The sequence below is a fragment of the Vreelandella mediterranea genome (assembly GCF_970647075.1).
Map to the genome: position 1 here is coordinate 1,567,044 of NZ_OZ310198.1, position 26,224 is coordinate 1,593,267.

24 protein-coding genes are annotated in these 26,224 nt (G+C 60.7%); 20 read left to right on the plus strand and 4 right to left on the minus strand.

Going from position 1 to position 26,224, the window contains the following annotated elements; all coding sequences use genetic code 11:
• Positions 1-144 precede the first annotated feature (144 nt).
• From ACWFVE_RS07385 to ACWFVE_RS07415, 7 genes are all read left to right on the plus strand, one after another.
• The gene (locus tag ACWFVE_RS07385) at positions 145-1,017 is read left to right on the plus strand and encodes an OmpA family protein (protein WP_447528632.1); all 873 of its coding nucleotides are present in this window, start codon (positions 145-147) and stop codon (positions 1,015-1,017) included.
• Between the two features lie 361 nt (positions 1,018-1,378).
• Positions 1,379-2,152: a DUF3450 domain-containing protein gene (locus tag ACWFVE_RS07390; RefSeq protein ID WP_447528633.1), complete on the plus strand. Its 774-nt coding sequence runs from the start codon at positions 1,379-1,381 to the stop codon at positions 2,150-2,152.
• Entirely contained in the window at positions 2,149-3,510 is a 1,362-nt protein-coding gene (locus ACWFVE_RS07395; RefSeq protein WP_447528634.1) for a MotA/TolQ/ExbB proton channel family protein, read from the plus strand. Before ACWFVE_RS07390 ends, ACWFVE_RS07395 begins: the two co-directional genes overlap by 4 nt.
• Positions 3,511-4,053 (plus strand): MotA/TolQ/ExbB proton channel family protein, encoded by a 543-nt coding sequence (locus ACWFVE_RS07400; RefSeq protein ID WP_447528635.1) that lies wholly within the window; start codon positions 3,511-3,513, stop codon positions 4,051-4,053. It abuts the gene before it with no gap.
• On the plus strand, positions 4,046-4,453 hold the full coding sequence (locus tag ACWFVE_RS07405) for an ExbD/TolR family protein (protein WP_447528636.1): 408 nt from the start codon (positions 4,046-4,048) through the stop codon (positions 4,451-4,453). Before ACWFVE_RS07400 ends, ACWFVE_RS07405 begins: the two co-directional genes overlap by 8 nt.
• Positions 4,450-5,211, plus strand: a complete 762-nt coding sequence (locus ACWFVE_RS07410; protein ID WP_447528637.1) for a TonB family protein — start codon at positions 4,450-4,452, stop codon at positions 5,209-5,211. The genes ACWFVE_RS07405 and ACWFVE_RS07410 overlap by 4 nt, the downstream gene beginning before the upstream one ends.
• A gap of 2 nt (positions 5,212-5,213) precedes the next feature.
• Complete coding sequence (locus ACWFVE_RS07415) at positions 5,214-6,293, plus strand: hypothetical protein (protein WP_447528638.1); 1,080 nt, start codon at positions 5,214-5,216, stop codon at positions 6,291-6,293.
• On the opposite strand, the gene xthA is transcribed toward ACWFVE_RS07415, so the two are convergent.
• The gene (xthA, locus tag ACWFVE_RS07420; RefSeq protein WP_447528639.1) at positions 6,294-7,121 is read right to left on the minus strand and encodes an exodeoxyribonuclease III; all 828 of its coding nucleotides are present in this window, start codon (positions 7,119-7,121) and stop codon (positions 6,294-6,296) included.
• Positions 7,121-7,369, minus strand: coding sequence for a hypothetical protein (locus tag ACWFVE_RS07425; RefSeq protein ID WP_447528640.1), 249 nt, complete (start codon positions 7,367-7,369; stop codon positions 7,121-7,123). Before ACWFVE_RS07425 ends, xthA begins: the two co-directional genes overlap by 1 nt.
• Before the next feature lie 146 nt (positions 7,370-7,515).
• Between ACWFVE_RS07425 and ACWFVE_RS07430 the strand changes: the two genes are divergently transcribed.
• Complete coding sequence (locus ACWFVE_RS07430; protein WP_447528641.1) at positions 7,516-8,790, plus strand: DEAD/DEAH box helicase; 1,275 nt, start codon at positions 7,516-7,518, stop codon at positions 8,788-8,790.
• Between the two features lie 5 nt (positions 8,791-8,795).
• Positions 8,796-10,925, plus strand: a complete 2,130-nt coding sequence (gene dinG, locus ACWFVE_RS07435) for an ATP-dependent DNA helicase DinG (RefSeq protein WP_447528642.1) — start codon at positions 8,796-8,798, stop codon at positions 10,923-10,925.
• Positions 10,926-11,019: 94 nt separating this feature from the next.
• Here the strand turns inward: dinG and ACWFVE_RS07440 are convergent, their stop codons facing one another.
• Entirely contained in the window at positions 11,020-12,087 is a 1,068-nt protein-coding gene (locus tag ACWFVE_RS07440; protein WP_447528643.1) for a 3-deoxy-7-phosphoheptulonate synthase, read from the minus strand.
• A 592-nt stretch (positions 12,088-12,679) separates the two neighbouring features.
• On the opposite strand from ACWFVE_RS07440, the gene rpoE reads away from it, so the two are divergent.
• The 11 genes from rpoE (at position 12,680) to acpS (ending at position 23,467) form a co-directional block, all read left to right on the plus strand.
• Positions 12,680-13,279, plus strand: a complete 600-nt coding sequence (gene rpoE, locus ACWFVE_RS07445) for an RNA polymerase sigma factor RpoE (protein ID WP_447528644.1) — start codon at positions 12,680-12,682, stop codon at positions 13,277-13,279.
• A gap of 261 nt (positions 13,280-13,540) precedes the next feature.
• Positions 13,541-14,296, plus strand: a complete 756-nt coding sequence (locus tag ACWFVE_RS07450; RefSeq protein ID WP_447528645.1) for a sigma-E factor negative regulatory protein — start codon at positions 13,541-13,543, stop codon at positions 14,294-14,296.
• Between the two features lie 36 nt (positions 14,297-14,332).
• On the plus strand, positions 14,333-15,313 hold the full coding sequence (locus ACWFVE_RS07455) for a MucB/RseB C-terminal domain-containing protein (protein ID WP_447528646.1): 981 nt from the start codon (positions 14,333-14,335) through the stop codon (positions 15,311-15,313).
• A gap of 155 nt (positions 15,314-15,468) precedes the next feature.
• Positions 15,469-16,890: a DegQ family serine endoprotease gene (locus ACWFVE_RS07460; RefSeq protein ID WP_447528647.1), complete on the plus strand. Its 1,422-nt coding sequence runs from the start codon at positions 15,469-15,471 to the stop codon at positions 16,888-16,890.
• A 259-nt stretch (positions 16,891-17,149) separates the two neighbouring features.
• Positions 17,150-18,964 (plus strand): translation elongation factor 4, encoded by a 1,815-nt coding sequence (gene lepA, locus ACWFVE_RS07465; RefSeq protein ID WP_447528648.1) that lies wholly within the window; start codon positions 17,150-17,152, stop codon positions 18,962-18,964.
• A 15-nt stretch (positions 18,965-18,979) separates the two neighbouring features.
• The gene (gene lepB / locus ACWFVE_RS07470; RefSeq protein WP_447528649.1) at positions 18,980-19,783 is read left to right on the plus strand and encodes a signal peptidase I; all 804 of its coding nucleotides are present in this window, start codon (positions 18,980-18,982) and stop codon (positions 19,781-19,783) included.
• A 40-nt stretch (positions 19,784-19,823) separates the two neighbouring features.
• Entirely contained in the window at positions 19,824-20,519 is a 696-nt protein-coding gene (gene rnc / locus ACWFVE_RS07475) for a ribonuclease III (protein WP_447528650.1), read from the plus strand.
• Complete coding sequence (gene era / locus ACWFVE_RS07480; protein ID WP_447528651.1) at positions 20,516-21,415, plus strand: GTPase Era; 900 nt, start codon at positions 20,516-20,518, stop codon at positions 21,413-21,415. Before rnc ends, era begins: the two co-directional genes overlap by 4 nt.
• 11 nt (positions 21,416-21,426) lie before the next feature.
• Entirely contained in the window at positions 21,427-22,119 is a 693-nt protein-coding gene (gene recO, locus ACWFVE_RS07485; protein ID WP_447528652.1) for a DNA repair protein RecO, read from the plus strand.
• A gap of 133 nt (positions 22,120-22,252) precedes the next feature.
• Positions 22,253-23,086 (plus strand): pyridoxine 5'-phosphate synthase, encoded by an 834-nt coding sequence (gene pdxJ / locus ACWFVE_RS07490; RefSeq protein ID WP_447528653.1) that lies wholly within the window; start codon positions 22,253-22,255, stop codon positions 23,084-23,086.
• 3 nt (positions 23,087-23,089) lie between these two features.
• Positions 23,090-23,467, plus strand: coding sequence for a holo-ACP synthase (gene acpS, locus ACWFVE_RS07495; RefSeq protein ID WP_447528654.1), 378 nt, complete (start codon positions 23,090-23,092; stop codon positions 23,465-23,467).
• Here the strand turns inward: acpS and ACWFVE_RS07500 are convergent.
• Positions 23,464-26,181, minus strand: a complete 2,718-nt coding sequence (locus tag ACWFVE_RS07500) for a response regulator (RefSeq protein ID WP_447528655.1) — start codon at positions 26,179-26,181, stop codon at positions 23,464-23,466. The genes acpS and ACWFVE_RS07500 overlap by 4 nt on opposite strands.
• Positions 26,182-26,224: the final 43 nt, after the last annotated feature.

Below are 26,224 nucleotides of genomic sequence, written 5' to 3' on the forward strand. Positions count from 1 at the left end.
TGATTGGCACACCGATCGGGTTGAAGAACGGTTCGTTCCTTCGACACCGGTCAAACGAAAAAACGGATGCTCTCGTTATATAAAAAGCATCGGATAAACGTGGTTAAACGACCTCGTTAGCATTGGATCAAGAAGGAGTCTTGCATGAAAAAATCAACGACAGGCTTGCTCATCGGTTCGGCTTTGGTAGTGGGCCTTTCCGGCTGTGCTAGCTCTGCTTCCCAATCGTCTGGCCAGGCAAGCGCAAGCAGCACCGATCGCGACTGGTACCAGCATCCGCTCGTTTGCGGTATCGCAGGCAGTTTGATTGGTGGCGGTATCGGTTACGGCGTCAGCGGTAGCTCCGATGAAGAAAGCGGTGCAGCGACCGGCGCAGCAATCGGTGGCGCTATCGGCGGTCTGCTTTGTGCTGATCGTACACCCGAGCCGGTTGCACCGCAGTGCCCGACTTACGGTGAAGTACCCGCCGGCGTTGCAACCGATGCTCAGGGTTGCCCGCTGGATTCCGATAACGACGGTGTTCCGGATTACCGTGACCAGTGCCCGGGCACGCCTGCCGGCGTAGAAGTTGACGCTGTAGGTTGCCCGATCGATTCCGATAACGACGGCGTTCCGGATTACCGCGATCAGTGCCCGAACACCCCGGCGGGTGTTGAAGTCAATGCGCTGGGTTGCCCGGAGAGCGTTGTTCTTCAGAACGTTAACTTCGAGTTTGACTCCGCTCAGCTGACCGCTGGCGCGCAGCAAGTACTCAACGGCGTTGCAGAGCGTCTGGTCAACAACCCCGACGTTCGCGTTAGCATCGAAGGTCACACTGACTCCGTAGGTTCTGCAGAGTACAACCGTGAGCTTTCTCAGCGTCGCGCCGAGTCTGTTGCAAGCTACCTCGCCCAGCGTGGCGTACCGGCTAACGACATGCGCTCCATCGGCTACGGCGAAGATCGTCCGGTTACTACCAACGATACCGACCAGGGCCGCGCGCAAAACCGTCGCGTTGAACTGGACGAGTGGAACTAAGCAACTCGTCATGTAATGGCTCTTACTGGGCCGTTACTCACTAAAGCCAGCCCCATGGTGGTTTTAGTCTAAATAAAGCGTCGGCCTCGTGCCGACGCTTTGCTGTTTAAGGCCCAGGTGTCGATCACCGCACTTGCTACCCGCACCACCCTCCCGCCAGCTACTTGTTTATCTCCCCCCACGTTAAAACTTCCAAAAAGAGTATCTTTAAAGTTAGCCCTTTGAATGTTAATGATAAATATTGTCATTTGTAGATTTAGTGTTACGCTATGCAGCGAAGGTAAACGCAAATGGTTCTTATATCTAACAGGTTTTTAGCGCTGCAGTGAACGCTAGCGCTTACCAATGATGGAGATTTAACGTGCTGAAAAGGCCCTTCTTAAGCTTGCCGGGATGCTTGGGCATCGCTTGGGTGTTGCTAAGCGCTCACGCGTCGGCAAGTGATGAAACCATCGGTCAGGCCGCGCAAGGCGTTGAGGCCCAGCAAACCCAGTCGGCCCTTCAGCAGCAGATCGACCAGGCCGACGAGCAGACGCGCAGCGCCCTCGAGGAGCTCAGAGCCCTGGAGCGTGAAACTCGCACTCTCCAGGCGTCGAACGCATCGGCCAGCGCGCGTCTGGCCGCCGAGGCCGAGCGCCAGCAGCGTTTAAGCAGCGCCCTGGATACGGTCAGCGAGACCCGCGCGGCGCTGCCCATCATAGAGCAGGATATGACTGAGCAGCTCGTCGCGTTTATCGAAAACGATTTACCTTTTTTACACGGCGAGCGCCTGGCGCGAGTGGAAAGCCTTCAGGGCGAGGGTGGTGCCGAGCGCATCGAACAGCTTTTGGAGACCTGGCGCGCCGAACTCGAATACGGCCGCACCGTCGATCATTGGCGCGGTCGGCTGGCGCTTGACGAGGATTCACCTCGCGAGGTCGACTATTTGCGCGTGGGGCGCATTGGCTATTACTACTTGACGCCGGACGGCCGCGAAGGCGCCGTGTGGGACAGCGAAAGCGGGCAGTGGCAAGCACTGGACGAGCGTGAGCGCCGCGAAGTGCGCAATGGCCTGCGCATCGCCGACGAGCAGCGCACGCCCGAGCTCATCACCCTACCGCTATCGATCACCGCCGAGCAGGAAAGCCAGTCATGATCACATTGCAGCTCAAGCGCCGGCTCACATTGAGCGCTCTTGTCATGGCCGGTTGCCTTATGGCCGGCCCGATCTTCGCACAATCCAGCCAGGTGACTTCGCTGAGCGAGGCGCGCCAGGCCGCCGAGGCCCGCGACCAGGCGCGGCTGGAGAGCTTTTTAAACAACCAGCAAGCCCTCGAGGAGGCGCTCGAAGAAGCTCGCGCCGCTAACGACGAGGCGCAGGCGCAGCGCGACGCACTTCAGGCCCAGCAACAAGAGCAAGCGGAGCAGGCGAGCGAGCTGGCCAGCCGCCAGGGGGAGCAGGGGGAAGAGCTCTCGGCTCTACTAGCGAGCCTTACGCGCCAAAGCGACGAAGTGCGCAACGAACTGGGCGAGCAGAGCCTGCTCACCCTGGGCGATGCGGCGCTTCCCCCGCGCCTCGATGGCGTCGAGGTGCTCGAGCGCGCCCAGCTCGAACGTGTGGTCGACAGCCTGGCCACGCTGAGCGCTCAGACCGGGCGCGCCGAGCGGCTGACCCTGCCGGTGGCTAACGAGCGTGGCGACATCGAGTCGCGCGATATCATACGGCTGGGTGATTTCGCCGCCTTTACCGAGTCAGCGCTAGTGCGTATGAGCGGTGAGGATGGCGCGCTCTCGGAAATGCCGCGCACCCCGGCAGAGATTCAGTCGACGCTGGGCGAATATCACCGCGGCGAGAGCCGCCAATTTGCCATCGATCCTTCTCAGGGAAGCGTGCTGGCCGCGCTCACCCAGCGCCCCAGCCTCTGGGAGCGCTTCCAGCAGGGCGGCTACGTGGGCTACGTAGTGGTCGTGCTCGGTGTCATCGGCTTGCTGGTCGCGCTGGCGCAGTACCTCTACCTGTGGGTCGTCAGTGCGCGGGTCAAGCGCCAGCGCCGCTCGCTGGATAATCTCGACCATAACAACCCCCTGGGGCGCGTTCTTTACCGCTTCAAGGATATGGACAAGCACCAAACCCCCGAGGCGCTTGAAGCGCGCTTGGACGAGGCGGTGCTGGCAGAGCTTCCGCGTATCGAGCGCGGTCAGCCCATGGTCAAGTTGCTGGCCGCCATCGCGCCCTTGCTGGGGCTTCTGGGTACCGTGACGGGTATGATCGTCACCTTCCAGGCCATTACCGTTTTCGGTACCGGCGACCCACAGTTGATGGCCGGTGGTATCAGCCAGGCGCTGGTGACCACGGTTCTTGGTCTTGTCACCGCGGTACCGCTACTGTTTGCGCAAACCGCGCTGGCCAGCCGCAGCCGTTACCTGACCCAGGTCATCGAAGGGGAGGCTAGCGCTACGCTGGCCAATCATTTGGAAGCCCAGTCGGCGCATCGTGGCGCGGTGGTGAACTAAATGCCGGTAATTCCACTTTGGCTCGAGCCCGTAGAACGGCTGATCGAAGCGGGCGGTGTCGTGCTGGTCGTGCTCGCGGTAGTGGCGGTCATGGTGTTCGCCATGGCGATCGAGCGCTTTTGGTACTACCGGGTGACCTGGCGTTTGGCGCGCCGCCGGCTTCTCGAGCGCTGGGCCAGCCGCCAGGATCACCGCAGCTGGAGCGCGCGAACCCTGCGCCAGGTCTGGTCCGAGGCGCTGGTGGGCAAGCTTCGCCGGCCGCTGCCTTGGCTAAAGCTTTTGGTGGCGCTTTGCCCGTTGCTCGGGCTTTTAGGCACGGTCACCGGCATGATCACGGTATTCGACAGTCTTTCCTATAGCGATACCCACCAGGCGCGTGCCATGGCCGATGGCGTGGCCCGGGCGACGCTGCCTACCCTAACGGGCATGGCCATTGCCGTGGTGGGGCTTTTATTTATTAGCCGTCTTGAGCACGTGATCCGTCGCGAGGACCAGCGTCTTCATGACCGTTTGGCGCGTGCCCTGGAGAATAACGATGCGTAGACGTCATTCGTCAGACAGTGCCGCGGACAGCAACGAGGTCAACCTGACCCCAATGCTCGACGTTGTGTTTATCATGCTGATTTTCTTCATCGTCACCACCAGCTTTATCAACGAAAGCGGTATCGAAATCGATCGTCCTGAATCCAGCGCAGCGAGCTCGCGCCCGGACGCCCAGGTACTGGTCGCGGTCACGCCGGAAGGCGCGGTGTGGGTCGATGGAAGCCCGGTGGATATCCACCGGGTCGGACAGCAAGTCGCGGGGCTTTTAAGCGCCGACGGCTCGGTCGTGATTCAGGCCGACCGCGACGCCACGACCGGGCTTTTAATCGAGGTCATGGACCGCTTGCAGCAGGCCGGGGTCGAGCAGGTAGCGGTGGCAGCGAGTCGGAGCACGCAATGATTCGTCGTTTGCTTTCGCTCGTAGCCGGTGCGGCGCTGGCGATGGGGCTCTTTTTGTGTCTTGCACTATTGGTCACTCCGCCAGAGCGCCCGCCGGAAGAGCCGGAGATGACCATGAGTATGAACATGGTGGAAGCGCCGGATGTCGCGCCCGAGCAGCAAGCGCCGGCGGAGGCGCCGCCGCAAGAGGCAGCGCCTCCGCCCCCGCCGGCACCGGAGCCGGTTGCCGTATCGGATAGCCCGATCACGCTACCTGATACACAGTTGCCCGAGGACCCGGTAGAGCCCGTCGAGCTCGATAGCGAGCTTCCAGAGCTTACGGAAGTCACGCCGGAGCCGACGCCAGCACCGACCCCCGAACCGGAACCGGCGCCGACTCCCGAGCCTACGCCCGCGCCGGCTCCTTCGCCCCAGCCCGCGCCATCACCGGCACCGGCCGAGGCGCCGGCAGAAGCGGCGCCGCCCGCCGAAGCACCGGTCTCCAACGAGCCGGTCAACGTGGGCCAGATAGCCGCGACCAGCAAGACGGATCCGGTGTATCCCAACCGTGCGGTACGCCGGGGGATGGAAGGCTTCGTCGAGGTGCGTTTCGTCGTTCGTCGAGATGGCAGCGTAGATGCGAGCACCATCGAGATCACCAACGCGCAGCCCCGGCGGGTGTTCGAGGATGCCGCCCGGGAGGCCATTGCTGGCTGGCAATTTCCGCCGAGCGAGCAGGTACGCCTTACCACCCAGCGCGTCGAATTTCAGCTGAGGTAGTCATGAAACGTTTAGCGCTTTTGATGTTTAGCGGCTGGGTCGCCTTTGCACAAGCGAGCGAGCCGTTGCCAGGCGATATCATTCAGGATTTAAACGCGCTGCAAAGCGAGCTCTCGAACGCGGTACAGTCTGATGAAAGCCGTCTGGAAAGTGTCGCTGCCCGGGCTACCCGGCAGGCAGAGCGGCTGCAAGGCGGCAATCGTTCGGATCAGTGGGCAAGCGCGCTTTACTTTCAACTAGCGGCGGGGGCGTTGTCACGTCAGGGTAACGCTGACGCCGCTGCGGACCAGTTGGCTCGCGCCCGGACACGCAGTAGCGTAAGCGCCGAGCAGGCAAGCCAGTGGCTTCGCGAGGAGGCCAAGCTAAGGCGCGCCGCCGGGCAGCGCGTTGAAGCCATTGCGCTCTACGAGCAGTGGCTTTCAAGCAACAGTGACCGCCAGATGAGCTGGCAGCTGGTGCGCCTGCTAGCTGGAAACGACCAGTGGGACGCCGCCGCCGAGCGCCTGACGCCGCTTTTGGAGCAGCAGGATTCGCTCGATGAGGCGCAGCAGACGCTAACGTTGAACGTACTGCGCCGCGCCGAGCAAGGTGACCAGGCGCTGGGTTGGCTATTGGACGGCCTTAACGTAGAAAGCAGCGCCGATGAGTGGCGCCAGGCCGCCGGACTTGCCCAGCAGGCCGGGCAGGCGGGCATGGCCGCAGGGCTTTGGGAAATGGCCTGGCAGGTGGGGGCGTTTGAAAGTAACGAGGATTTCAATACGCTCGTCGAGCTGCATATGGCCGGGGGGACACCGGCCAGGGCCGCCGAGCATTTGGAACAGGCGCTGGAAGCAGGGCGCCTGGAGCACGACGAGGCCACCCTGCGCCGCCTGGCTCGCGCCTGGGACCAGGCCAAAAACAGCCAAAAAGCGCTGGATGCCTGGCAGGCGCTTGCCAAACAAAGCGGGCAAAGCGAGGACTGGCGCCGCTACGGTCAGCTCGCCTATGCCTGGGGCGATGAAGAACGTGCCGAGCGCGCCTGGCAGCAGGCTCAGGCGCTCGGCGATGAAGAGGCCGGTGAGTGGCTTGCCACGCTGCGCTAGTTAGTTTGCAAGCGACAGCGAAAAGTCGCTCCAGGTCGGGGCGTGGTCTGAAGGGCGCTCCATGGCGCGCAGTTCGTAGTCGATGCCTGCGCCGGTGGCCGTGTCGGCAAGCGCTCTAGTGACCAGAATATAGTCGATACGCAGCCCGCGCTTGGGGTCGCGATCAAACGCCTTGGAGCGGTAATCGAACCAGCTAAAGTGCTCGGCATCCGCCGGGTGGCAGACCCGGTAGCTGTCCTTGAGACCCCAGGCCTTGATGCCCTCGAGCCACTCGCGCTCGATGGGTTGAAAGCTGGTTTTGCCCTCGCGCAGCCAGCGCTTGCGGTTTTGCTCACCTATGCCGATATCCCGGTCTTCCGGCGAAATGTTAAAATCGCCCATGATGGCCAGACGCTCGTCGGCTTTGTGATGCTTGTCGAGCAAGTGGGCGAGCTGCTGATAAAAGCGCTCCTTGTGCGGAAACTTCACTGGGTGCGAAATGCTCTCGCCCTGGGGGAAGTAGCCGTTATAAATCGTGACCGGTTCGCCGTTTTCGTCTTTTAGCGTGACGCCGATCATGCGCCGTTGGGCGTCGTCTTCATCATCAGGGAAACCGTAGGTGACCGACGCCGGCGCCTGGCGGCAGAGCATCGCCACGCCGTAGTGGCCTTTTTGCCCATAGTAAACGACGTGGTAACCCATCGCCTCGACCGCCTGTAGGGGAAACTCGCTATCCTGTACCTTGGTTTCCTGAAGCCCGATCACGTCCGGCGCGAGGGTATCGATAAGCGCCTGCAGTTGATGTAAGCGTGCCCGAATACCGTTGATGTTGAACGAGACCAGGCGCATCAGGTGTCATCCCCCGGCGAGGGTTTGTCCTTGCTGTCAGGATGGATCTCGATAGCCTGACCCTCTTGTTGGCGGGCCAGCTTGCGCACCGCTTGAAGCTTGCGCTGCTGCTGCTTCTTGGCCACGAACCGGCGCGAAGAAGTGACCTGGTCGGGGTTATCCTTGCGCCACTTTTTGTAATCTTTACGCCGGCCGGTACGAATGGTGACTTTATCCGCGAGCGAGCGGGTTTTTTTCTTACGCGTCATGTCGCGCTCCTTCGTTAATTTGGCCGTCATTCTAACAGGCAAGCGGGTAGGGAACACGCCAGGGCGCGCTCTTATTGCGATGCCCTGTGATATACTACGCGCGTCGTGATGCCTAACATCCACCGTAATGGACAGATAGAAAGCCTATGAGCGAGTCGGAACAGACCACAGCATCGGCCCAGAACCGCAAGCCCAAGCGCCGTCGCCGCAAGCCGCGCCGCCGCCAATCCGGCTGGGACCTTCGTCAGTTTCAGGTGCCCGCCGTGGCCGGTAAGTGGCGCTTTCATGACTTCGATTTGCCGCTCCCGCTGATGCGTGCCATTCACGCCCAGGGGTTCGAGTACTGCACACCGATCCAGGCCGAGGCGCTGCGCCAGACGCTATTGGGTGGCGATATCGTTGGCAAGGCACAAACCGGCACCGGCAAGACCGCGGCCTTTTTGATGTCGACCCTTGCCTACTTTTTGGAAGAGCCGGTTCCCGATGGCCAAAAGCCGGGCGCACCCCGTGCGCTGATCATCGCTCCTACCCGGGAGCTTGCGCTACAGATCGAGAAAGACGCCAAGGCTCTGGCCCGCTTCACCCAGTTGAACGTGGCCAGTGTCGTCGGCGGTATGGATTACCAAAAGCAGCGCGAAAGCCTGACCGGTAACGTCGATATTTTGGTCGCGACCCCGGGTCGGCTGCTGGACTTCCATCAAAAGCGTGATATCGACCTTTCCGAGGTCGAAGTGCTGGTACTCGATGAAGCCGATCGTATGCTCTCGATGGGGTTTATCCCGGACGTGAAGCGCATCATTCGCTACACGCCCAAAACCGAGCAGCGTCAGACCTTCCTTTTTTCGGCGACCTTTACCGACGATATCCTGAGCCTGGCCAGTCAGTGGACGGAAAAACCCGCCCATGTCGATATCGAAGTGACCGTCGACAACCAGGCGGATATCGACCAGCGCGTCTATATGGTCTCCGATGACGATAAGCAGCAGCTTTTGATCAAGCTTTTGCAGCAAGAGAGTTTCGAGCGTGTCATGGTATTCGGTAACCGCCGTGACCTGGTGCGTAAGCTCGATTCCGCGCTGAGAAAGGCAGGCGTAAGCGTGGCGATGCTTTCCGGCGATGTGCCGCAAAATCAGCGCATCACTACCCTCGAGGAGTTCCGTGAAGGCAATATCCAGGTGCTGGTAGCCACCGATGTGGCCGGCCGCGGCATCCACATCGAAGATGTGAGCCACGTCATCAACTACACCTTGCCCGAAGACCCGGAAGACTACGTTCACCGCATTGGCCGGACCGGCCGGGCCGGGGCCAAGGGTGTATCGATCAGTTTCGTCGGTGAAGAGGATGCGTTCTCGCTGCCCGAAATCGAGCGCTACATCAACGGCAAGCTACCCTGCGAGCATCCGCCGGAAGGCCTGCTGTAACGGCAATGCTGGATAACGAACTCAAGTCGAGTATCCAGGAAGCGTATCGAAAGGTCGTCGAAAACCTTTCCCTTACGCCGCGCTACGGCCAGCGGCTGATGATTGCCGAAATCGCCCGCACGCTGGGCGATATCGAGGTCGACGACGAGGGCAAGCGTAAAAGCGATCGCCACGTTTGCGTGCTGGAAGCGGGTACTGGTACCGGTAAAACGCTGGCGTATCTGATTTCGGCGCTGCCCGTGGCCAAGGCCCAGGGTAAGCGCCTGATCGTGTCGACGGCCACGGTCGCGCTTCAGGAGCAGGTGCTCAACCAGGACCTGCCAGCACTCGCAAGCCACAGTGGGCTGGCCTTCAAGTATGCCTTGGCCAAGGGGCGCGGGCGCTATGTCTGCGTAGCACGCCTCGACCAGGCCCTGGAAGGCGTCGAACCCAACCCGACGCATTCGCTTTTCGAGCAATCCCTGGCCGAGCAAAGTAGCGATTTTACCGTGCTGGCAACGGATATGGCCGAGGCCTACGGCAGCGGTAAGTGGGAGGGGGACCGGGATAACTGGCCGGTAACCATCGACGACAGCCATTGGCGGCGGTTAACGGTCGATCACCGCCAATGCACTGGGCGCCGCTGCGGCCACTTTGGCGCCTGTGCCTTCTTTCGCTCGCGCCGGGAGCTCGAAAACGCCGACATCATCGTGGCCAACCACGACCTGGTGCTGGCGGATTTGGCGCTCGGCGGTGGTGCCATTTTGCCGGACCCCGCCGAGTGCATCTTCGTGTTCGACGAAGGCCATCATCTGCCGGATAAGGCGCTTTCCCACTTCGCCCACCGCTTCGCCGTCAACGGGTGTTTGCGCTGGCTGAAAACGCTGAAGTCGAGTCTTTCCGAGCTCAATACCGGCCTTGGCGGGCAGCCCACTATTGCAAGGCTTTTGGCCGGGTTGCCCGAGCTGCTTCATACGTTGGAGCCTGCGCTTGGCGACGTATTCAGCCTTGGTTATCAATTAGCGGGACGTGAGCGGGGCCTGGGGGAAGAGGAGTCCCTTCACCAGTTTCGTTTCGAAAAAGGGGAACTTCCGGCAGCGCTCAAGGAGCAAGCTGGCCAGCTTCTAACGCTGTTTGCCACCCTGGCGCGAAATCTCGAAAGCATTAGCGATATTCTGCGCGAAACCCTGGATCCGGATAAGCAAACCGGGCTGGAGCGAGAGCAGGCCGAAAGCTGGCTGCCGCTAATGGCGCTTTTGCATGGGCGAAGCCTCGAGGCGCACGCCCTTTGGCAAAGCATGAGCGAGCAGGACGCGCCGAACGCGCCGCCCAGTGCGCGTTGGATCACGCTGAGTCAACCGACGGGGGAGCCGGAAATCGAGTTTTCGGCAAGCCCGGTATCGGCGGCGCATACACTGGCCAAGCACCTTTGGGGGCGCTGCCATGGCGCGGTGGTGACCTCCGCCACGCTGACCGCACTTGGACGTTTTGACCGGCTGCAGGAGCGGGCCGGGCTTGCCAATCGCTACCGCTATCAGGCGCTACCCAGCCCCTTCGACTACGCCAATGCAACGCTTCGTGTCCCGCGGGAGGCCACCGACCCGTCGGATCGCGAAGGCCATGAGCGCGCCATCGTCGAGTTTGTCAAAAACCTGGGGGAGCGCGAAGCCGTACTGGTGCTGTTCTCCTCGCGGGCTCAGCTGCGCGCCGTAGCAAAAGCGCTGCCCGCGCCGGTGCGCGAGCGCGTGCTCGCCCAGGATGAGCTGCCCAAGCGTGAATTGATAGAGCGCCACCGCGCCGCGGTGGACCGCCGCGAGGGAAGCATCATTTTCGGGCTGGCAAGCTTTGCCGAAGGAATCGACCTGCCGGGCCACTACCTGACCCACGTGGTCATCACGCGGCTGCCTTTCGCGGTGCCGGACGACCCGGTCGGCGCAACGCTTGCCGAGTGGATCGAAAGCCAAGGAGGTAACCCGTTCATGCGTATCAGCGTGCCGGATGCCTCGATCAAACTGGTGCAGGCTTGCGGGCGCTTGATTCGTAAAGAGAGCGATGAAGGCGTAATCACGCTGCTGGACAAGCGGGTCATCACGCGCCGCTACGGCCAGGCGCTGCTCGACGCGCTGCCGCCGTTCAAGCGTGAGATAAGCCCCTAAGACAGTCAAGACAGGGCGAGGGGTGAATCCGGAAGGCCCAGGAGTGAAAGGCTCGAAATGAAACACCCCGCGGTTTGCCCGCGGGGTGTTTTGATTAGCGCTTGGCGAGCACCGGGGCGAGCTGGTCGTTCATCTTCTTGAAGGCTTCTTCCGTAGTAGCCCAGTCGATGCACGCGTCGGTGACCGAAACGCCGTAGGTGAGCTTGCTCAGGTCATCGGTAAGCTTCTGGTTGCCCCAACCGATGTTCGACTCGACCATGAGGCCGATAATCGACGTATTGCCTTCGAGAATCTGATTGGTGACGTTTTCCAGTACCAGCGGCTGCAGAGCGGCATCCTTGTTGGAGTTGGCGTGGGAGCAGTCGATCATGATGTTGGCCGAAAGGTTGGCCTTGGCGAGTTCTTTTTCGGCCAGCGCAACGCTAACGCTATCGTAGTTGGGCTTGCCATTGCCGCCGCGCAGCACCACGTGGCCGTAGGCGTTACCCCGAGTGCGAATGATCGCCACCTGACCGGCCTGGTTGATCCCCAAAAAGTTATGCGGGTTGGCGACGGATTCCAGCGCGTTGACCGCCACGTCGAGACTGCCGTCGGTGCCGTTTTTGAATCCGACCGGGCATGAGAGTCCAGAAGCCATCTCGCGGTGGGTTTGCGATTCGGTGGTGCGCGCCCCGATGGCCGACCAGCTAATGCAGTCTTGAAGGTACTGCGGTGAGATCGGATCCAGCGCTTCGGTGGCCAGCGGCAGGCCAAGTTCGGCAAGATCCACCAGCAGCTTACGCGCGGTGTGCAGGCCCTCGTCGATTTCAAACGAGCCGTTTAAGTGCGGGTCGTTGATCAGTCCCTTCCAGCCCACGGTGGTACGAGGCTTTTCAAAGTAAACGCGCATGACGATATAGAGGGAATCGCTGACCTCGTCGGCAAGCTTGCGCAGCTTGCGCGCGTAGTCGAGGGCGGCGTCCACGTCGTGAATCGAGCAGGGGCCGACGACCATCAAAAGGCGCGGGTCGCTGCCATCGAGGATGTTCTGAATGACCCGGCGACCTTCGACGACGGTTTTTTCGGCTTTCTCGGTCAGCGGAACGGCGCTTTTCAACGCTTCCGGTGTAGTGAGAACGTCCTGAGCCAGGACGTTGAGATTGCTAACCTCTTGATCTGACATGATGCTACCTGTATGGGGCGGTGGGCAAAAAGTGGGCCCTACTATCGCGCGTTAAGGGAGCAAAAATCAATTGTTACGGAACCATGCTAAAGCACGTAGTGTCTGCCCATGGGTTCTGGACCGCGCGGCAAGATGCTTGATGCGCCAGGCATAACGCGTAACACTACGCACAGTGGCACCTCGTTTACTTACACTGGCCGGAGATGGCGGTAGGCTTGGCCCCAGGCGATAGGTGAAAGAGGGCGCCACATAAGGCTGGCGCAAGTCCTGGTTTCAATAGATGGCTTCGATAGATAGTTACATGAGGCGGGTGTAAGAAATAGCGATTAGAAAAGGTTACAAGGTATAGCGGTTGCCCAGAGGTGGCCGCTATACCGGGTTATTGCGCCGGACAACGGCGTAGGGTCAAAGCCACCCTTCAAGCGCTTGTCATCGAGCGGCGAGGCAAACTGACGTGTTATCTTCTTTGTTAACGACCGTTTTTACTAAATTTTGCCCAAGGGACGCTATGTTGCATGCTGTTAATGCCCGGTTAGGAGGGCGAAAAGAATCAAGGCTCGGCACGGGGTGTTCGAGCGAGAGGGGCGTGTGAATGGGCACTCGTGAAACAGACCAGCAGCTTGTTGAACGTGCCCAAAAAGGCGATACGCGCGCTTTTGATCTACTGGTTAAAAAATATCAGCATAAAATCATTGGTTTGATTGGCCGCTACGTGCACGACCACGCCGAGGTGCAGGACGTGGCGCAAGAAGCGTTCATCAAGGCGTATCGGGCGCTTGGTAAATTTCGTTCCGAAAGCGCGTTTTATACCTGGATGTACCGTATTGCGATCAATACGGCAAAAAATCATCTGGTCTCTCGCGGGCGCCGCCCGCCGGGCAGCGACATGGATATCGTCGATGCCGAGGTGCTCGACCAAAGTGGGCGGCTGGCGGATAGCGAGTCGCCGGAAGCGTCCATCGCCCGAGACCAGCTCGAAGCCGCGGTGTACGAGGCAATCGAAAAGTTGCCCGACGATTTGCGCACCGCCATCACGCTTCGCGAGCTCGACGGTTTGGCGTACGAGGATATTGCTCAGGTCATGCAGTGCCCGGTGGGCACGGTGCGCTCGCGCATATTCCGGGCGCGGGAGGCGGTGGACGAGCATATCCGCCCGTTGGTGAGCACGGCGCGTAACAGCCGCGACGATTAGAAATGGCGCGTTTGAGTGAGGCGTAAATTAGCAGTGATTTGATTTTTTAGTGAACTGTCAGTGGCTAAAGGCGTCATAAGCGTTGACCAGTTTGGCCAGCTTTAAAAGGCAAGTATGATGCGCTGCCGGGTTTTTCAAGCGACTTTGTAAGCAGCTGGCGGTGCACATAAAACTCAAGTTTTGGCCTGTGGAAACGCTCGCGGCCATACACATAAATGTTGGCTTGTGACGTTTTCTAAACACAGCGTGAGGGTGTGAAGTATGAGTTTAAACACACGGGAATCACTTTCGGCGTTAATGGATGGTGAGAGTGACGAGCTTGAACTGCGCCGGGTGTTAAAGTCGTTACCCGAAGAGGCCGGTGCGGCCGATACATGGCGGCGCTACCACTTGGCACGCAGCATGATGCAGCGCGAGCGCTCGGTCGATGTAAGCGCCGATCTTTCCGCCGGTATCATGGCGCGCCTAGAAAGTGAGCCTGCGCCATTGCTTGGTGAGCAGGATGTGGAGCAGCAGCCTGTGACGGCCAAGCCCGGCCGAGTTTCTTTTGCCCGGGGTGCGGGCGTTGCAGCGGCTGTCTCGCTCATGGTGATTACCGGCGTACAGTTTTTGAATAGTAACGGTAATCCTTCCGAGTCTCAGGGCGCCACAGATCTGGCCGCTGCGCCTGCCAATAGTGGGGCACAGGTCCAGCCGGTGAATCTCGGTGCAGGTAACGCCATGCCCGCATCGGACATGCCAATGTTCGAGCCCACCGCCTTTCGTATGAACGGTCAATCCGGTGGTAGCGGTTTCATGAACGTTAGCGAGTCCGGTTTTGGCGGCACTCAGGCGCCCTCGGTTTCGACGGCAGCGCAAACGTTCTCGAACCAGGGCACTGCCATCGACGCCGATCAGATTCGTCTGCTGCAGTCTTATCTCGAGCAGCACGCCCAGGGCGCCGCGGCGGGTAGTGGCGATAGCTGGATGCCGCTAATGCGCTCATCCTCCGTTGCCGAGCCGCTGGGCCAGCGCTAAACGCGTTCAGACCAATCGGAGTATTCAAGGGTGAACGTGAGCAGCGATAAAGACGTGTGGTTGCAAAAACTTTTGATCAGTTCCGGTGTTATCGCGATGGGCGCGCTTTCTTTTGCCGCCCAGGCAAGTGATGAGCCCGCCGGGCAAAGTGCTCGCCCGTCCTGCGACACGCCCAGGTTAACGCAGGACCCAGAAGGCATCGAGCAGTGGCTGGTGCGCACTATGCTTGCCAGTCACTGTTTCGAGTACCAGGCCCGCGCCGTTTCTATCGACAGTATTGGCGTTCGCACACTGGCACTTTCCCACCGTGTTCAGGATGGGGTTCGTCAACAGGTCGTGCAGCACCTCGACGGTCCGTCCATCAGTGTCGAACGGCGCTCCCAGGCAGGTCGGCTTGCCTGGTCGCAGCTGGAGCAAGCCGGTTTCGATATCGACTCGACCCCCGAGGCCTGGGCGGAGCACGTCGAAGCCTATTACGACGTCACGCTGGAAAACGAAGAGCGCGTTGCCGGACGCGTTGCCTCGCGGCTGCAGTTCGAGCCCCTCGACGATAATCGTTACGCCCATACCTGGTGGGTGGACGAGGAGACGGGGCTTTTGCTCAAGCACGAGCTAAGCGATGCCCAGGACCGCGTCGTCGAAACCTTCCAAATGACCCAGCTACAGTCGCCGGAACTCTACGACGGCCCGTTAATGGAAGAGGGCGCCCCGGCCAGCGAACAGCCCCCCTGGCAGGTGGGTTGGCTGCCCGAAGGCTTCGTCCCTCAGCCCGCCGAGATCACTAGCGATAACCCGCTAGCCCAGCGCTTTTATAGCGACGGGCTCTCATCGGTAAGCGTCTTTGTCACTCAAGCGGACGATCAAGCTCTCGAGAAAGGGGCTTACAGCTTGGGCGTGTCGGCGGTAGCCATCGAGTTAATCGAGTCTGAAGATGCGCGCTGGCAACTGATAGGCGTTGGCGAACTGCCGGTTGCCCAAGTGCGGCGCATCGTTCAGTCCATCGAGCTTGACGAGTAGTATTTCTTTTAGCGACGTTGGGTGTTTGACGACGTTTGGTAAGACGGATTTGCAGGCCTTTGAAGCCCGCTCTAAAGCCGGTCATTGGCTTGCTCATCGGCTCTTCGAGCCAATTCCTTCCCCGGTTAGCAGTTGTTTGATTAGGAGCTTTATCCATGAGGCGCTTGGTTGTTTCCTACTCGCTTTGGCTATGCCTTGCCACGTTATTGGTGTTCGGTCAAAGCGCTTACGCGCAGAACCTTCCCGATTTTACCGAACTGGTCGAAGACGCCGCCCCTGGCGTCGTCAACATATCGACCAGTCGAACGATTCAGCGAAGCGGTCCGGATATGCGCGGCTTCGGTGGCCAGGATATCCCGGAAATTTTCCGCCATTTCTTCGGTGACAACTTCCCTTCGCCCCCGGGCCAGGGCGGGCAAAACGGCCGCGAGCGTAGCGAAGAGCGCCAGTCCCTGGGGTCGGGGTTCGTAATCAGCGCCGACGGGTTTGTCTTGACCAACGCCCACGTGGTGCAGGATGCCGACGAAATTCTGGTGCGTTTGAACGATCGTCGTGAGCTCGAAGCGGAGCTGATCGGGAGCGACACACAAACCGATGTCGCGCTTTTAAAGATCGATGCCAACAACCTGCCGGTACTCAATTTGGGCAACTCCGATGATCTGCGGGTCGGTGAGTGGGTGGCCGCTATTGGCTCGCCCTTTGGTTTCGATCACTCGGTAACGGCGGGTATCGTCAGCGCCATCAATCGCACGCTCCCCCGGGATGCCTACGTGCCGTTCATCCAGACCGACGTTGCCATCAACCCCGGTAACTCCGGCGGGCCGCTTTTCAATCTCGATGGCGAAGTCATTGGAATCAACTCCCAGATATTTACCCGCAGCGGTGGTTTCATGGGATTGTCGTTTGCGATTCCGATCAATGTCGCCATGAACGTCGCCGATCAACTGCGTGAAGATGGTCACGTCAACCGTGGCTGGCTGGGGGTGATGATTCAGCCCGTCTCACGGGATTTGGCCGAGTCATTTGGTATGGACGATGCGATTGGCGCACTCATTGCCGACCTGGACCCCCAGGGCCCAGCCGCTGAGGGTGGCCTGCAGGCCGGCGATGTGATTACCGCCGTCAACGGTGAAGAAGTCGACCGTTCCAGCACGCTGCCGCGTTTGATCGGCCGCGTAGCACCGGGCAGTGACGTAACGCTTACCCTGATGCGCGACGGCGAGCAGGTCGAAGAGACCGTCGAGCTGGGCGACTGGCCCGACGCGGGGCAAGCGGATAACGCCAATCGCAGCGACGAGCAGGTGCGTTTGGGCGTCAGCGTCGGCGAGGTGGAAGCCGAGCTCAAGGAGCGCCTGAACATTAGCGGCGGCGTGGAAGTGCGCCAGGTGGAATCAGGCAGCGTAGCCGCCGAAGCCGGGCTACTTCCCGGCGATATTCTGGTCAGCGTCGATCATCGCAGCGTTTCCAGCGCCGAGGAGCTCGAAAGCATCGTCGAGGAGCTTCCCAGCGACCGGGCCATTCCCATTCGTCTCTATCGCGAAGGTCGTTCGCTGTTCGTAGCGCTTCGCCTTGAGTAGTCAGTGGTTCAAAGCCCGCGCGTAGCGGATGCGATCAAAACGCCCCGGCCTGTCCGGGGCGTTTTGCCAAGCGGCAACGGTCAGTGGCATAACGATGTAAACGGGCGTTTGAAAGCCCTGCGCGCAAGTGGTGAGATTGGAATGAACATAGCACCCGCGTCTTGCTAACGGTACAATGCGAACAAATTTTTAATGCGACTATCTGCGCCGCTTGGTAAATCGTTCAGAGTTGCGACCTCATACCGGATTTAAACGGCTAATGACCCAAGAAAACACCAGTAAAATTAAGCATATACGAAATTTTTCGATTATCGCTCACATCGATCACGGCAAATCCACGCTGTCGGATCGATTGATTCAAACCTGTGAAGGGTTGACCGAGCGCGAGCTCAAAGAGCAGGTGCTCGACTCGATGGACATCGAGCGTGAGCGCGGTATCACCATCAAGGCGCAATCGGTCACGCTCAATTACACCGCCGCGGATGGCCAGGTGTACCAGCTCAATTTTATCGATACGCCGGGCCACGTGGACTTCTCCTATGAAGTATCCCGCTCGCTTTACGCCTGCGAAGGCGCGCTTTTGGTGGTCGACGCCGCCCAGGGCGTCGAGGCGCAGTCGGTGGCCAACTGCTACACCGCCATCGAGCAAGGCCTGGAAGTGCTGCCGGTACTCAACAAAATCGACCTCCCCCAGGCCGACCCGGACCGGGTGGCCCAGGAAGTCGAAGAAATCATCGGCCTGGACGCCACCGACGCCTGCCAGGTATCCGCCAAGAGCGGTATCGGTATCGATGCGCTGTTGGAGCGGCTGGTGCGTGACATTCCGCCGCCCAAGGGCGACCCGGACGGCCCGCTTCAGGCGCTGATCATCGACTCCTGGTTCGACAACTACCTCGGCGTAGTTTCTCTGGTGCGGCTTTTTGACGGCACGCTCAAAAAGGGCGACAAGATTCGTATCAAGTCCACCGGGCGCGACTGGAATACCTCGGAAGTGGGTATTTTCACGCCGCTTCGAAAAGAGACCGGCGTGCTGCGCGCCGGCGAGGTGGGCTTCATCGTCGCCGGCATCAAGGAAATTCACGGCGCGCCGGTGGGCGATACGATCACCCATACCAAAACGCCGGACGTTGCGCGCCTGCCGGGCTTTCAGAAGGTGAAGCCCCAGGTCTACGCCGGTATGTTCCCGGTCAGCTCCGACGACTACGAAGACTTCCGCGACGCGCTGGAGAAGCTCGCCCTCAACGATGCCTCCCTGGATTACGAGCCGGAGAACTCCGACGCCCTGGGCTTTGGCTTTCGGGTCGGTTTTCTCGGCACGCTCCACATGGAAATCGTTCAGGAGCGCCTGGAGCGCGAGTACGACCTGGACCTTCTGACCACCGCGCCCACCGTGGTCTACGAGCTCGCCATGAAAAACGGCGACACGCGCTATATCTCCAACCCCTCGAAGCTACCCGACATGGCCGACGTCGAGGAGATGCGCGAGCCTATCGTTCGGGCGAGCATTCTGGTGCCCCAGGAGTTCGTGGGTAACGTGATCACCGAGTGCGAGCAGCGCCGCGGTTTCCAGAAGGACATGCAGTTTCTGGGCAGCCAAATCCAGCTCAGCTATGAGCTGCCCATGTCCGAAGTGGTCATGGACTTCTTCGACCGCCTAAAGTCGATCTCCAAGGGCTACGCGTCGCTGGAATACAACTTCGAACGTTTCGAAGAGGCCAAGCTGGTGCGCCTGGACGTGTTGATCAACGGCGACAAGGTCGACGCTTTAGCGGTCATCATTCACCGCGACCACGCCCATTCGCGCGGGCGATTGCTGGTCGAGAAAATGCGCGAGCTGATTCCACGCCAGATGTTCGATGTGGCGATTCAGGCGGCCATTGGGGGCCAAGTCGTGGCGCGCTCGACGGTCAAGGCTCTGCGCAAGAACGTGACCGCCAAATGTTACGGCGGCGACGTGAGTCGTAAGAAAAAGCTATTGGAAAAACAGAAGGCCGGTAAGAAACGGATGAAGCAGGTGGGGCGTGTCGAAATTCCCCAGGATGCCTTCCTTGCTGTGCTCAAGGTCAACGACTAGGAAGACGACACCCTCATGGATTTTTCACTACTACTGGTACTGGCCGTTGTAATTACCGGGGTCATCTATTTACTCGATGCCCTTTGGTTTCGCCCGCGGCGCAAAAAGCGGGTGGTCAATGCCGAGCAAGCCGCAGACGATGGGCTGGACCCCGCCACCCGCGAGAAGCTCGAAAAAGAGCCTTGGCCCATCGACTACGCGCGCTCGCTTTTTCCCGTGCTGCTGGTCGTGCTGGTGGTAAGAAGCTTTATCGTCGAGCCCTTTCAAATACCATCGGGCTCCATGCGGCCCACCCTGGAAGTGGGCGATTTCATTCTGGTCAACAAATTCGCTTACGGGCTGCGTCTGCCGGTCGTCCACGAGCGCTTTGTCGAAATCGGCGAGCCCGAGCGTGGCGAGGTGATGGTATTTCGTTTTCCCGACGAACCCTCGGTGAATTTCATCAAGCGCGTTGTCGGGCTGCCAGGCGACCGTGTTCGTTATGAAGGCAAGCAGCTTTACATCAACGGCGAGCCGGTGGCCAAGACGCTCGTCGAAGAGGGGCCCAGCGCATCGCCCCAGCAGCTCCTATTAGAAGAGCGGCTAGGACGCATGAGCCACGCCATTTATAACAACCCCCGCGATCCGGGTCCGCAAATGGGTGAAGTGATCGTGCCCGAAGGCGAGTACTTCATGATGGGGGATAACCGTGATCAGTCCAACGATAGCCGCTATTGGGGTTTCGTACCGGAAGAGAACATCGTCGGCCGCGCGTTTGCCGTGTGGATGCACTGGGACGGTGGTTTGCCCAGTTTCTCAAGCGTAAGGCGGATCGAATGAGTGGGACCACCCAGGTTAACGTCGAAGACGTAGGAGCATCGTGAGTAATTCCTTGAACGCTTTTTGCCGACGGATCGGCTACACCTTTAGCGATGACATGCTGCTGGAGCTGGCCATGACCCACCGAAGTTATGGTGGGCGTAACAACGAGCGCCTGGAATTTCTGGGCGACTCCATCGTGAACTTCGTCATCGCCGAGGCGCTGTTTCAGCGCTTTCCCCAGGCGCGCGAAGGCCAGCTTTCTCGCCTGCGCGCGCGGCTGGTAAAAGGGCAGACCCTGGCCGAGCTTGCCCGTGAAATGGCTTTTGGCGAGTGTTTGCGCCTGGGGTCCGGCGAGATGAAAAGCGGCGGGCACCGGCGCGAGTCGATTCTGGCCGACGCAGTCGAAGCGGTGATTGGCGCGATCTATCTGGACGCCGGTATGGAGGCGGTGCGCGAGCGCGTACTGGCCTGGTACTCGGATCGTTTGGAAAGTACCTCGCTACAGGACACCCAGAAAGACCCGAAAACTCGCCTACAGGAGTTTTTGCAGTCGCGTCAGGCGGCGCTGCCACGTTACGAAGTCGTTTGCGTCAAAGGCGAAGCCCACGCTCAGACCTTTACCGTCGAGTGCTATATCGATCTTTTAAACGAGCATACGACCGGTAAGGGCCCCAGCCGGCGCCACGCAGAGCAGCAAGCCGCCGAGCAAGCGCTCACCCATCTTGAAAAAAATCCTGGAGACCACGCGTCATGAGTCAAACCTGCGGCTTTGTGGCCATTGTTGGGCGGCCTAACGTAGGCAAATCGACCCTCATGAATCGCATACTGGGGCAGAAAGTGTCCATTACCTCGCGGCGCCCGCAAACCACGCGCCACCAGGTCATGGGCATCAAAACCGTCGATGAAACCCAGTTCATTTTTGTCGACACGCCAGGCATGCACATCATGTCGAAGGATCGCAACAAGGCGATCAATCGCTTCATGAATCAGGCCGCCACTCAGGCACTGCGCGATGTGGACTGTGTGGTCTTCATCATCGACCGTACGCGCTGGTCTGAAGAGGACCAGGCGGTGCTTGCGCGCCTCGAGCACGTCAAGGCGCCGGTGATCCTGGCGGTCAACAAAGTAGACCGCCTACAGGACAAGGCCTCGCTTCTGCCCTGGCTTAGTGAAGTCGGCGCACGGCGTGACTTCGCCGCCGTCATTCCGATATCCGCCAAGCACGGCACCCAAGTGGATACCCTCGAGGAGGAGGTCGCCAAGTACCTGCCCGAGAGCATTCACTTTTTCCCGGACGATCAAATTACCGATCGAAGCCTGCGCTTCATGGCCGCGGAGCTGGTGCGCGAAAAAGTCATGCGCCAGTTGGGTGACGAACTGCCGTATCAGATGACCGTGGAGATCGAAGAGTTTCGCGAAACCGAGCGCATCACCCACATCAGCGCCTTGATTTTGGTCGAACGCCAGGGTCAAAAGGTGATTTTGATCGGTGAGAACGGTGACCGGCTCAAGAGCATCGGCCGCGAGGCACGCCTGGATATGGAGCGCACCCTGGGGACCAAGGTCATGCTCAATCTGTGGGTGAAGGTCAAGCGCGGCTGGTCCGATGACGACCGCGCGCTGAAAAGCCTGGGGTACGATCTCGATTGAGTGCAGGCGCGATGGCCGAACCCGCCTTTTTGCTCCACCGGCGCGCGTACCGCGAAACGAGCGCCCTGGTGGATCTACTCACGCTCAATCACGGGCGTATCCGGGCGGTGGCCCACGGCGGCCAGCGCCCGGGCTCTAAATCCCGCCAGCGGTTGCAACCTTTTACGCCACTGTTCGTGGCCTGGCGTGGCGATCGTGATCTCAAGCGGCTGACCCTAATGGAGTCGCGCGGACATACCGCGCTATTGGCCGGGGAGGGGCTTCTTTGTGGGCTTTACGCCAACGAGATCGCTACTCGGCTATTGCCGCTGGAGCTCGGCGCCGAAGAAGTATTCGCCTTCTATAGCGCGCTGCTCGACGCGCTTCCCACCCCGGCCCGGCGAGGGTTGGCGCTGCGTCGCTTCGAGTGGTCGCTGTTGGAGGCGCTTGAGGCCACGCCGCGTTTCGTGACGCCGGGTGGCGAGGCGCTGGACCCTCAAGGGCGCTATCGTTTCGATGCGCAAAGCCGCGCCTTCGTGCCCTTCGAGCAGGGCATCGAAGGGCGTGTGCTGCGCTACCTCGACCAGGGCGACTGGGAGCCCGAAGGCCTGGCCGGGGCGCTCAAGAAGGTGATGCGCGCCGCGCTCGCCCCGCACCTGGGCAGCAAGACGCTGCGCTCGCGGGAGCTGATGCTCGATTTGGCTCGCCGCCGGGCGCGGGTTTAACCCGGCTACCTTTCGCCATCGAGCGCCGTGTCAGACCACGCTTCGCTGCGCCGTTAAACGCTTTCAACATTCTGTTAATAGATAGCCGCTCAGCGCGGCTATCGAAACGAACGACCTCGCACTGGAGAGCGCTATGCACCCACCGCGGATTTTACTCGGTGTCAATATCGACCACATTGCCACGCTACGCCAGGCTCGGGGGACGCGCTATCCCGATCCAGTACAGGCTGCACTGCTTGCCGAAGAGGCCGGGGCGGATGGCATCACCGTGCACTTGCGCGAAGACCGCCGCCACATTCAGCCCCGAGACGTGCGCCTGCTTGCCGAGGTGCTCAATACACGTATGAACCTCGAGATGGCGGTGACCGAGGAGATGCTCGCGCTTGCCGAAGAGCTGCGCCCGGCCCACGTTTGCCTGGTACCGGAGAAGCGCGAAGAGCTGACCACCGAAGGCGGGCTCGACGTGACGGGAAATTTCGAGCAGGTCCAGGCTGCCTGCCAGCGTCTGGGTGAGGCCGGTTGCGACGTGTCGCTATTCATCGACCCGGATAGCGCGCAAATCGACGCCGCTCACCGCGCCGGCGCGCCGACCATCGAGCTTCATACCGGAGCCTTTGCCGAGGCGGTAATGGGCTCGCAGGCGGCCAATGACGAATACGCGCGCTTGAACGCGGCCGCAGTGCAGGCGGTATCGCTTGGGCTCGTCGTCAACGCCGGCCACGGCCTTCACTACCACAACGCCGAAGCCATCGCGGCGCTGCCCGGCGTCAACGAGCTCAATATTGGCCACGCGATCATCGCGCGGGCGCTGTTCGTGGGCTTGAAAGAGGCGGTCGCCGAGATGAAGCGGCTGATCATCGCCGGCCAGGAGGCCGGGCTGATGGCCGCACTGGATAGCCACGATCACGAACACGAGCACGCCCATGATCATGGCCACGACCATGAAGACGGCTGCTGCGGGCACTAAGCCGTGATTGTCGGTATCGGGTCGGACATCGCTCGGGTCGCGCGCTTTGAAACGGCGATCGAGCGTCACGGCGAACGTTTCGCCGCACGTATTTTGGGCGCGGACGAACACGCCCGCTGGTTGGAAAAAAACCGCCCGGTGGCGTACCTTGCCAAGCGCTTTGCCGCGAAGGAGGCGTTTGTCAAGGCGCTGGGGCTGGGGCTTCGCGCCGGCATGCAGTGGCGCGAGATCCAGGTGCTCAACGACGCCCTGGGCAAGCCCGCGCTTTCGCTAAGTGGCGAAGCGCAGCGGCTTTTCGAGCAAAGCGGTGCACAAACGGCGCATATCACGCTAAGCGACGAAACCGAGTATGCGCTGGCGTTCGTGGTGCTGGAGCGCTAGCCCGGCGTATCGCGATACCTCATGAGCGTATCGATCGCGCTTAAAAACGCCTGCACCTGCGTTGCGAGGGCGGCGCTGTTTGTCGTTTCCTGAGTTGCCGCGAGGTGATCGCGCAGTGCGCTTTCAAGCGCGTCCGCCGCTTCGCCAAGCGCCGGGGTGCCGCAGTATCGGCACGCGCCATTCAAGGCATGTGCCTCCTCTAAAAGCGCCGCGTCATCTTGTTGGGCGAGCGCCTCTTCAATACGCGTTTTGGCCGCGGGCAGGCTCTCGATCAGGCGCATCAGCTGGGTAACGGCCAGCGCCTCGCTGCCCCCGGCCAAACGTTTGCCCCGGGCCAGGTCGACCGCGAGCGGCGCTGGTTGAGGGGCATCGGCCGGCGCTTGCCCGGTGCTTTGCAGCGCCAATTGGCTTGTGTCTTCCAGGGTCATGTCTAAAAAGCGCTCGAATAGCCGGTGCAGCGCGGCCTCGTCGACGGGTTTGACCAGTACGTCGTCAAAGCCCTGGGCTAGCCAGCGCTGGCGCTGTGAGTCCGGGGCTTGGGCGGTCACCGCGATGATCGGACAGCGTGACCAGGCGCCTTTCAAGCGTCTTAGTGCGTGGGTGGTTTCAACACCGTCCATGCCTGGCATACGAATATCCATTAGCACCAGATCGAAGGGCGCCGCCTGGGCGTATTCAAGCGCTTGCTTACCGCTAGCGGCCAGGGTGATTTGTATCCGCTCGCTCTCTAAAATGGCCTTGAGCAGCGCCCGGTTGGGGGCGTTATCGTCGACGATGAGCACGTCCAGCGCCTGGCGCTCGGCCGGCGGCTCAACCGCCAAGGGCGGCACCGTGGGCGGGTCGAGCAAATGCGCCAGTGCGTTGATCATTCGCTGGCGGGTAATCGGCTTGCTGACGATATCGCCGCCGTAGGGCATGTGCCAGGTCGCGGTATCCGGCGGCGGGCCTAGGGCGAGTATCAGCGTGGGGCACTTTGCCTGCTCGATCACCGCTTGCCAGTAGGCCTGGCGCTCGTTGATGAAGTCGGCAGGGCCCAAAGCGAGTATCAGAAGTGCTTCGTCACCGGCATCGACAAACGAGACCGGCTGCGCGCCCCAGTTTATAAGCCAGTTCTCCAGCGCAAAGCGGCTAAGGCGGTGGGGCTCGTGTAGACGCACGGCTTTGTTGTTCAAATCGAGCGGCGGAACTTGCGGTGTCGCGGCATGCGCCTGCAGCGCCAGGGTGAACGTGAAGCACGCGCCCTGGCCCTGGGCGCTTTCCACGCCTATTTCGCCGCCCATGCGCTGGACGAGCTGGCGGCATATACTAAGCCCCAAGCCGCTGCCGCCGTACTCCCGGGAGTGGCTGGGCGATGCCTGGGTAAAGGCGTCGAAAAGCCCTTGCTGCTGCTCATCGTTCAGCCCGATGCCGGTATCGGTTACGCTGATGGCGAGTACGACGTGCTGACCCTCTTGGCGCTCGAGGCTGGCGCGCACGATGATTTCACCTTCGCAGGTAAATTTCAGGGCGTTGCTGATCAAATTGTTGAGGACCTGCTGGATTCTCAGCGGGTCACCGCAAAGCGGCGTGGGAATATCATCGTAGGCAAGCCCCACCAGGTGAAGCTCTTTACGCTGCGCCTCCGGGGCGTTCAGGCCAATCGCTTCGTCCACTACGCTTGCGATATCGAGCTCGCGCTCTTCCAGGGTCAACTGGTCGGCTTCCAGTTTGGAGAAGTCGAGCACGTCGTTGACCAGCACCATGAGGTTTTCGCACGCACAGTGAACCTGGCCAAGCCACTCCTGTTGGCGGGTATCCAGCGGCGAGCGGCCCAGCAGGCGGCAAAAACCGATAATGCCGTTGAGCGGCGTGCGGATTTCGTGACTCATGTTGGCGAGAAATTCCGACTTGGCCGCGTTGGCCTTGAGGGCGCTTCGGTGGGCCAGGTCGAGCTTGATACTCTGCTCCTCGACGGTTTCTATCGATTCGTAGAGCTCCTGGGTGGCGTGTTCGATCTGGCTTTGCATATCGCGGCTATAGTGCTGAAGATGCTCGCCCAGCACGTTGATGTTTTTTCCCAATTCGTTGAATTCGCTTACCTCGTGCATGGCCAGCGTGCGGCCGTAGTCGCCGTGGGAAAGCCGGTAAAGCGCCTGGTTGGCGCGCTCCAACGGGCGGATGATCGAGCGGCTGATCGAAAGCGCGGCGGAGAGCAGCAAAAGCCCCAGTAAAATGGCGCCAAAGCTTAGGGTAGCGATCAGTTTGTAGCGCTCCAGCGTCAGCGCCCGGGTGTTGACCTCGGCTTCGAGCCAGCGGCCGCTCCCCGACTCCCCGCCGGTTTCGGGGCCGGCGTAGGCGGTCAGCGGCATCTGTAAACGCCAAACTTCCTGGTCATGATTGAGACGGGTAGTGCGAGGCACGTTCAAGCGCTGGGCGGCGGGCATCGGGCGGCCAAGCATCAGCACCCGGTTGCCTTGCTCGTCGTAAAGCGATAGCGCGTGCAGGTTCTTGTACTCCATCAACTGGCGCGCCAGGCGTTCCAGGCGCGGCTCGTCCCCTTCGGCCATGGCATCGTTTAAGTCCGGCGCGAGTATTTCGCTGGCACTCACCAAACGCTCGGTGAAAACGCGCTGCTGAGTCGTACCGTTTTGAAGCACCAAAAAGACCGCCATGGCGGTATAAACCAGTAGCGGAATGCCCAACAGGGCCAGCAGCAAGCGTGTATTCAAGGACATGTAAGAAACTCATTGATTCGGTGGGTTGCCTGTCCAGCCACAG

Excerpts from the sequence above, each read along its gene's own strand:
- ACWFVE_RS07385 (WP_447528632.1), top strand. The coding sequence starts at position 145 with ATGAAAAAATCAACGACAGGCTTGCTCATCGGTTCGGCTTTGGTAGTG.
- ACWFVE_RS07395 (WP_447528634.1), top strand. The coding sequence starts at position 2,149 with ATGATCACATTGCAGCTCAAGCGCCGGCTCACATTGAGCGCTCTTGTC.
- ACWFVE_RS07400 (WP_447528635.1), top strand. The coding sequence starts at position 3,511 with ATGCCGGTAATTCCACTTTGGCTCGAGCCCGTAGAACGGCTGATCGAA.
- ACWFVE_RS07405 (WP_447528636.1), top strand. The coding sequence starts at position 4,046 with ATGCGTAGACGTCATTCGTCAGACAGTGCCGCGGACAGCAACGAGGTC.
- ACWFVE_RS07410 (WP_447528637.1), top strand. The coding sequence starts at position 4,450 with ATGATTCGTCGTTTGCTTTCGCTCGTAGCCGGTGCGGCGCTGGCGATG.
- ACWFVE_RS07415 (WP_447528638.1), top strand. The coding sequence starts at position 5,214 with ATGAAACGTTTAGCGCTTTTGATGTTTAGCGGCTGGGTCGCCTTTGCA.
- xthA (WP_447528639.1), bottom strand. The coding sequence starts at position 7,121 with ATGCGCCTGGTCTCGTTCAACATCAACGGTATTCGGGCACGCTTACAT.
- ACWFVE_RS07425 (WP_447528640.1), bottom strand. The coding sequence starts at position 7,369 with ATGACGCGTAAGAAAAAAACCCGCTCGCTCGCGGATAAAGTCACCATT.
- ACWFVE_RS07430 (WP_447528641.1), top strand. The coding sequence starts at position 7,516 with ATGAGCGAGTCGGAACAGACCACAGCATCGGCCCAGAACCGCAAGCCC.
- dinG (WP_447528642.1), top strand. The coding sequence starts at position 8,796 with ATGCTGGATAACGAACTCAAGTCGAGTATCCAGGAAGCGTATCGAAAG.
- ACWFVE_RS07440 (WP_447528643.1), bottom strand. The coding sequence starts at position 12,087 with ATGTCAGATCAAGAGGTTAGCAATCTCAACGTCCTGGCTCAGGACGTT.
- rpoE (WP_447528644.1), top strand. The coding sequence starts at position 12,680 with ATGGGCACTCGTGAAACAGACCAGCAGCTTGTTGAACGTGCCCAAAAA.
- ACWFVE_RS07450 (WP_447528645.1), top strand. The coding sequence starts at position 13,541 with ATGAGTTTAAACACACGGGAATCACTTTCGGCGTTAATGGATGGTGAG.
- ACWFVE_RS07460 (WP_447528647.1), top strand. The coding sequence starts at position 15,469 with ATGAGGCGCTTGGTTGTTTCCTACTCGCTTTGGCTATGCCTTGCCACG.
- lepA (WP_447528648.1), top strand. The coding sequence starts at position 17,150 with ATGACCCAAGAAAACACCAGTAAAATTAAGCATATACGAAATTTTTCG.
- lepB (WP_447528649.1), top strand. The coding sequence starts at position 18,980 with ATGGATTTTTCACTACTACTGGTACTGGCCGTTGTAATTACCGGGGTC.
- era (WP_447528651.1), top strand. The coding sequence starts at position 20,516 with ATGAGTCAAACCTGCGGCTTTGTGGCCATTGTTGGGCGGCCTAACGTA.
- recO (WP_447528652.1), top strand. The coding sequence starts at position 21,427 with ATGGCCGAACCCGCCTTTTTGCTCCACCGGCGCGCGTACCGCGAAACG.
- pdxJ (WP_447528653.1), top strand. The coding sequence starts at position 22,253 with ATGCACCCACCGCGGATTTTACTCGGTGTCAATATCGACCACATTGCC.
- ACWFVE_RS07500 (WP_447528655.1), bottom strand. The coding sequence starts at position 26,181 with ATGTCCTTGAATACACGCTTGCTGCTGGCCCTGTTGGGCATTCCGCTA.